At 62.9% G+C, this 7,083-nt stretch carries 8 protein-coding genes; all 8 read right to left on the bottom strand.

All coding sequences use genetic code 11. From position 1 onward, the window contains the following. Nucleotides 1-42: 42 nt before the first annotated feature. On the bottom strand, nt 43-1,224 hold the full coding sequence (locus A3764_RS10595; protein ID WP_067951569.1) for a UxaA family hydrolase: 1,182 nt from the start codon (nt 1,222-1,224) through the stop codon (nt 43-45). A gap of 43 nt (nt 1,225-1,267) precedes the next feature. After that, nucleotides 1,268-1,558 carry a UxaA family hydrolase gene (locus A3764_RS10600; RefSeq protein WP_067924648.1) on the bottom strand — a complete coding sequence of 97 codons (291 nt, stop codon included), beginning with the start codon at nt 1,556-1,558 and terminating at the stop codon, nt 1,268-1,270. A gap of 3 nt (nt 1,559-1,561) precedes the next feature. Continuing rightward, complete coding sequence (locus A3764_RS10605) at nt 1,562-2,551, bottom strand: alcohol dehydrogenase catalytic domain-containing protein (protein ID WP_067951570.1); 990 nt, start codon at nt 2,549-2,551, stop codon at nt 1,562-1,564. Beyond that, nucleotides 2,548-3,306 (bottom strand): SDR family NAD(P)-dependent oxidoreductase, encoded by a 759-nt coding sequence (locus tag A3764_RS10610; RefSeq protein ID WP_067925369.1) that lies wholly within the window; start codon nt 3,304-3,306, stop codon nt 2,548-2,550. The genes A3764_RS10605 and A3764_RS10610 overlap by 4 nt, the downstream gene beginning before the upstream one ends. Nucleotides 3,307-3,310: 4 nt before the next feature. Beyond that, nucleotides 3,311-4,618, bottom strand: coding sequence for a histidinol dehydrogenase (hisD, locus tag A3764_RS10615; protein ID WP_067925366.1), 1,308 nt, complete (start codon nt 4,616-4,618; stop codon nt 3,311-3,313). 11 nt (nt 4,619-4,629) lie between these two features. Beyond that, entirely contained in the window at nt 4,630-5,958 is a 1,329-nt protein-coding gene (locus A3764_RS10620; RefSeq protein ID WP_067925363.1) for a TRAP transporter large permease, read from the bottom strand. Between the two features lie 10 nt (nt 5,959-5,968). Then, nucleotides 5,969-6,484: a TRAP transporter small permease gene (locus tag A3764_RS10625; protein WP_067925361.1), complete on the bottom strand. Its 516-nt coding sequence runs from the start codon at nt 6,482-6,484 to the stop codon at nt 5,969-5,971. Between the two features lie 107 nt (nt 6,485-6,591). Next, the coding region (gene dctP / locus A3764_RS10630) for a TRAP transporter substrate-binding protein DctP (protein WP_201722423.1) at nt 6,592-7,083 on the bottom strand (492 nt) is incomplete at its 5' end.

Consider the following 7,083-nt stretch of genomic DNA (forward strand, 5'->3'; position numbering starts at 1 on the left):
GTGAAACGGGGCGTCACCCTTCCGCAACGCCCCGTATTTGGGTCAGGCGCTGCGATAGAGCTTGGTCATCGAGAATTCGCGATGCCCGAGCGCTTCCGCGGCGGTGTTGCGCCCGTTGGCAGTGCGGCAGATCATCTCGATCAGGGCATCGCCCGCCTCGTCGATGGTCTGTTCTCTGCGCAGGATGCCGGAGACATCGACGTCCACGTGTTCGCTCATGGTGCGGACAGTGCGGGGGTTGGCGGTGATCTTGATCACCGGCACGATCGGGTTGCCGACCACGTTGCCCTGCCCCGTTGGGAAGGTATGGATCACCGCGCCGCCCGCCGCCATCAGGGTCACGCATTCCGCCGCAGCAGAGGACGAATCCATGAAGTAGAGCCCGTTGCCGGATTGCGGCGCCTCGGCGGGTTCAAGGATGTCGATGAACTGCGAGGTCCGGCCGATCTTCTCGAGGTTGCCAAGCGCCTTCTCTTCGATGGTGGTCAACCCGCCTTCGATGTTCCCCTTGGTGGGCTGGCTGTCGCTGAGGTCGTCGGTCTGATGCGCGAAGATCACGTCATCCTGATAGGCCTTCCACATCTTGTGCCAGCGCTCGCCGACCTCTTCGTTGATCGCGCGTTTTTGGCAGATATGTTCGGCCCCCGTGATTTCGGAGGTTTCGCCGAAAAAGCCGGTGATACCCTCGGGCAGCAGCTTGTCGTACATGTTGCCGNCCGTGGGGCAGGAACCGAGACCGGTCGTGGTATCGCTCTCACCGCATTTGGTCGAAACCCAGAGTTCCGAGATCGAACATTCCTCACGCTGGACCTCCGTGGCCTTGTGAACGAAATCCTTGGCGGCCCAGCTGGCGGCGCGGATGGTTTCGAAATCGCCCTTTTGCTCGATCGAGAATTCCGCCACTTCCTTGCCGGTCTCGCGAATGCCGTCCGCAATCCGCTTGGTCCAGCCCGGTTCGATGCCGATGACGACGACCGAATGCACATTGGGGTTGGACCCGGTGCCGATCATTGTCCGGAAGTGTACGTCGAGATCCTCGCCGAATTGCAGCCGGCCATAGGCATGCGGGATCGCCAGCGTGCCCTTGACGTTGTTGGCCACCGCCTCGCAGGCGGCATTGGAGATGTCGTCGACGGGGAGAATGACGACGTGGTTGCGCACCCCGACCCGACCGTTTTCCCGGCGGTAGGCGCGCACTGTCATGTTGGAATATTTAGAAGCCATTTTGCTTTCCTTTGTCGCTATCGCGTCGTTGCCTTAACCGGGCTCACCAGCGTTTGGTCTTGCAATTGTGGGTGTGGACGTGGGCGCCCTTGGGAATGTCGGCGATGATCTTGCCGATGTCCTCGCCGTACTTGATGGCGGTGCCGCCTTCCTTGAGGTCCTTGAGCGCGATCTTGTGACCAATCGGCACGTCGGCTTCGGATTTGAGGCGGAAGGTCGAATTGTCATGCGTGACGCAGACCAGCATGTCGGTGCCGGCGGTCAGGCCTTCGACGACAACGACACCGACGTTGTCGTCATGTTCGTGGACCAGTAGTTGCGGGATTTCAGCCATGGTTCAAACTCCTTGATTGTCAGGTTGAAGGATTATTTTGGGGGCCGCCGCGTGACCCGAACGAATGTCCCGGAAGGCGCGCGCGCCCTCGGACAGCAGGCGCGTTTCCGTCCAGTCGAGCGCGCCGAGGCGACCGTCGAAGAGCGCCTGCGCGGTGTCGCGGAAATCCTGCGCGGTATAGGTATAGGTACCGATGAAGGTTATCTCCTGCAGGGTCATGCGGCGGATATCGAGCCCGCCTGCATCCTCGCCCAGACCGATGTGCACGATCGCGCCACCGGGATCAGCAAGCGCAGAGGCCGTGGTGCGGGTCGCGGCATAACCGACGGCATCGATGACGATCGGGCACATGGCCTCGGCTGTCTTGATTGCGCGCAGCCCGCACCTGTCGGTCAGGTAGGCCTGGCGAGCGTCGCCCGGTTCAACCACCGTGACGTCGGTAACACCCATCGCGTTCAGCGCGAGCGCCGCCGCAAGCCCGATGGCACCGCCGCCGAGAACCAGCGCCCGGCGCTCGGCCGAGGGGTGCAGCGCCTCAAGTCCGAGCCGGACAGCATGCCAGCTGACCGCCAGAGGCTCGGCCAGCGCGGCCTTGGCCAGCGTCACGTGGTCAGGCACCGGGATCAGGTTGGCTTCGGGCATTCGGACCATCTCGGCAAAGGCGCCTTCCCTCGGCGGCATGGAGATGATCTGCCGCGTCGCGCAAAGGTTCTCTCGCCCTGAAATGCAGGCCGGGCAGTTGCCGCAGGTGACCAGTGGGTTGATGGTGACGCGCTTGCCGTCGAGCGGCCCGCCGATCACGGTACCCGCAGCCTCGTGTCCGAGGATCAGCGGAGCGGGGCGGCGGCTGTCATGGCCAAGGTAGGCATGCATGTCAGAGCCGCAGATCCCGACGCTCTCGACGCGGATCAGGGCTTCGCCAGCCTGCGGTTCGGGATCCGGCGCATCGCGGTAGGTCAGGCTTTCGACGCCGGTATAGACCAGAGCTTTCATTTGGCGGTGAACCCTCCATCGAGCATCAGTGTCTGCCCCGTCACGTATCGCGACGCATCCGAGCAGAGAAACAACAGCGGTCCGTCCAGATCCTCCGGCTCGCCATTACGGCCAATGCAGGTCTGGGCGGCGTTGCGCGCGGCGCGGTCGGGGTCGTCGAACACCGCCGCCGTCAGCTCGGTCCGGAAAAACCCCGGTGCGATCGCGTTCGCGGTGATGCCGTGCTGTGACCAGGCTTCGGCCATCGCGCGCGTCATCTGGGTGACGCCGCCCTTGCTGGCACCATAAGCGATCCCACCCGGAAAGGCGCGGAAGGACTGCAGGGAGGCGAAGTTCACAATCCGGCCCCAGCCTTTCTCCCGCATTGCCGGGACGAGCTGCTGGCTGAGGAAGAACGGCGCCGTCAGGTTGACCGCGAGCGTTGCATCCCACCCTTCGGGCGTGACCTCGTCAGCGATTTCCCGGGTATTGAGACCGGCGGCATGGACAAGGATATCCGGCGCACCGAAGGGCGCGGCGATGCGGCGTACCAGTGCCGAGAGCGCGCCGCGATCGGTCACATCGCCCTCAACCGCGGCGGCAGCGGAACCGGCTTCGGCCTGCCATTCCGCCAGCGACGCCGCCCGCCGCGCCACGCCGACAACACTTGCCCCGGCGTCTACAAGAACTTCGGCCGCGTGGCGGCCAAGTCCCGAACTGGCCCCGGTAACGCAGGCCACCTTGCCGGCAACGCTGAAAAGCTCGCTCCCCTGCATCGGCTCAGCCTTCCGCCGTCAGGTCGAAGGACTCGTCGGGGAAGTACTTCTTCAGCCGGATATCGGCAGTACGGGCGTGGCCCTCCATCCCCTCGAGCCGGGCGATACGCGCGGTTGCCTCGGCCACCGGGCGCGCGCCCTCCTTGGTTGCGCGCTGCCAGGTAACGATTTTCATGTACTTGTGGACACTGAGGCCGCCGGTGTAGCTCGCCGCCCCTGAGGTGGGCAGCACGTGATTGGTGCCCGACGCCTTGTCGCCAAAAGCCACGGTGGTCTCCTCGCCGAGGAACAGCGAGCCATAGCAGCTGAGGCGACCCAGCCACCAGTCGAGGTCCTCTGCCTGAACCGTCAGATGCTCCGGCGCGTAGTCGTCGGAGGTGGCGGCCATTTCCTCGCGATCCGCGCAGACGATCACCTCCGCATAGTCGCGCCAGGCGGCGGTGGCATTGTCACGGTTCACATCCGGAAGGTCTTCGATCAGCACAGGGACAAGGCGCATAACCTCTTCGGCCAGCGGACGGTCGTCGGTGATCAGCCAGACCGGAGAGTTGTAGCCGTGCTCGGCCTGGCCGACGAGGTCAGCGGCGACCACCATCGGATCGGCGGTGCTATCGGCCAGTACGAGGCTGTCCGTGGGACCGGCGATCATGTCGATGCCGACCCGGCCGAAGAGCATGCGTTTGGCTTCCGCCACAAACTGGTTGCCGGGGCCCACAAGGATGTTGGCCTTGGGCAGACCGAACAGGCCGTAGGTCATCGCCGCGACGCCCTGCACGCCCCCCATGGCGAGGATCTTGTCGGCGCCGCACACATGGGCCGCATAGATGATGGCGGGGGCGATGCCGACCTCGGGCCGCGGGGGTGAACATGCAACGATATGTTTGCACCCGGCGACCTTTGCCGTGGTCACCGTCATGATGGCGCTCGCGATGTGACTGTAGCGCCCGCCGGGGACATAGCATCCGGCGGCGTCCACGGGGATCGCCTTTTGACCGGCAATGAAGCCGGGAACGATTTCGATCTCGAAATCCTTCACCGTGCCGAGCTGCGCCTCGGCAAAGCGCTTGACGTTGGCATGCGCGAAATCGATGTCGCGTTTCAACTTCTCGGGCACCAGTGCCGAAGCCGCCTCGATGGTCTTTTCCGACAGGATGATTTCGCCATCGTAATTGTCGAATTTCTTTGCGTATGCCAGCGCGGCGGCATCTCCCCCGGCCTCGATCTCGTCAAGGATGCCCCGGACGATCTTCTTGGTGTCCGATGCGTCGCTCTTGGACGTCAGGGCAGCTTTTTTCAGGTATTCACGGGTCATGAACGGCGCTCCTATTTGTAGATGTCAGGAAGAAGGACAGTGGAGATCGTCGGCACATAGGCGATGAACAGTGTCACGATCAGCATGAAGAGCACGAAGGGAACGGCCCTGTAGGCGATCTTCAGGATCGATTCACCGGTCAGCCCGGAGACGACAAAGAGGTTGAGGCCAAGCGGCGGGGTGATGAAGCCGACACCGAGGGCGGTGATCATCATGATGCTGAACTGGATTTCGTTCATACCGATATCATCCGCCAGAGGCTTGAGGATGGGCGCGAGGATCACGATGTTCGGGGTCGTTTCCATCACGCAGCCGGCGGCGATCAGGATCATCACCATCATCGCGATCAGCACCCAGGGCTCGTCACTGACCGTGGTCGCGGCGGCGACAAAGCCTTGCGGCACACCGAGAATGGCCAGTGCCTGCGCCAGTGGAAGGGAGAAGGCGATGATCGGCAGGATAATCCCGTTGACCTTGGCCGAACTGACCAACATCGAAGGGAAGTCGGCCAGTTTCAGAGTGCCGAGGATGAAGCCCATGGTGATCGTCACCACCACCGCCGTCGCACCCGCCTCGGTCGGGGTCATCCGTCCGGAAAAGATGCCGTAGAAGATGATCCCGGGGACGATGAAGGCGTACCAGCCGGATTTCAGCGCCTTGCCGAGGTTGGAGGCATACTCCGCGAAAGAGACGTTGCCGCCACCTTCCCAGCCATAGAGCCTGTTCATGATAATATTGGTGGCGAGGATCGAGAGAAGGATGGCCAAACCGGGAATAACCGCCGCGAGAAACAGCGTGGAGGCGGAAATCCCGAGCACCAGACCGATGATGATATAGGCGATGGACGGGGGGATCAGGATGCCCGTACAGGCACCCGCTGCCACCAGCGCGCAGGCATAGGGTCGCGGATAGCCGCTCTCGACCAGCCGGTTGATCGTCATTCGCCCGACAGCCGCCGCCCCGGCCGCGTCCGACCCCGAAATGGCCGCGAACATGCCGCAGACCAGCACCGTCGCCGAACCGAAACCGCCCTTCGCGAACTGCGTCAGCGCTTCGGCAACGTCGAGGAATTTGCGCGATAGCCCGGTGCGTACCAGCACATCGCCGGTCAGGATGAAAAGCGGCACCGCGGTGAGCGCGAAATGGTCGATGCCGTGGAAAAGGCTTTCGCCCACCAGACTGAGCGGCAGAGCGCCCGAGAGCACCAGCATGGCAATGGCCGAAGCACCGATCGCAGCCCAGACCGGTACCGCGAGGGCCACCAGCAGGACAAAGAGCAGGACGGGGGCATAGAAATCCCATCCAAGTTCGACGGTCTGATCGAGAGTGTTCCAGAGCATGGCCGTCTCCTCAGTCGAAAAGCTTGTCGCCTTCGTACACGGGGCGTCCGTGACGAAAGTCGGTGAAATCCCGGATCAGGGATTGGATGAGGCGCAGCATCACCAAGCCGAAGCCCAGCGGCACCGCGGTGAGGAACCACACCTGCGAAATGCGCAGACCATGGGTGACGGAGCCGAACTTCGCCGAAACCAACACCGTTTCGAGCGACCAGTAGAAAGCCACCAGAGAGACGGCGAACATAACCAGGTCACCGAAGATGTAGAGGGCGGCCTTCGCTCGGGGGCCGACGTACTGCATCAGCACGTCGATGCGTATGTGACCCCTCTGACGGACGGCGGCAGCAGCACCGATCCAGGCGAGGTAGATGAAGGAATAGCGGACAATCTCTTCGCCCCAGATCGAGGAATAGGACAGCAGTTCGCGCCGCAGAACCTCGACGAACATGGTGACCACGAGCATCGTGTAGAACACCAGAAGCAACCAGCGTTCGGCATTTCGATCGATAATTCTCAGGACATTCGACATGCAATTCTCCTGCGGGCCGGCGCGGGGTTATCTGCGACCGTCCATTCGAGAAGGTGAAAGAGTTAGAGATGGCGGGGCGACATCCGGGCCGCCCCGTGTACGCTATCTCAGGCGTCGTGAACGTAGTAGCGGCCCATGGTACCAGCCGCCTCTTCGAGCGCGCTGAAGGTTTCCATAGATCCGGCGAGATCGACCTTGAACTCATCCCATTCGGAACGCTGGTAGCCGCCGGCATCCTGCCACTCGGCCAATTGGTCGTCAGTCAGTGAGTGAAACGCGACACCCGATTTGGTCAGTTCCGCCATCGCGTAGGCGCGCGCGGCCGGCACCTTGGCCAGGTTCTGTTGCGTGGTAATCTCGCCCGCGAATTCGATGCCTTCCTGTACGTCCGGCGGCAAGGAGTTGAACCATTCGAGGTTCATCGAATAGACCTGACTGTCCGGCACCGCCTGGGTAAAGGTGACGTGGCTCAGGATGTCCTTGAAGCCAAAGACATAGAGCGCGCCGACCGAGGGATCCAGCGCATCGGCCACACCCTGCTTGATCGCCGAAGGCGTCTCGCCCCAGGCCACCGGCGTCGGGTTCGCACCAACCATCGA

It is taken from the genome of Sulfitobacter sp. HI0129 (genome assembly GCF_001635395.1).
GTDB lineage: Bacteria > Pseudomonadota > Alphaproteobacteria > Rhodobacterales > Rhodobacteraceae > Sulfitobacter.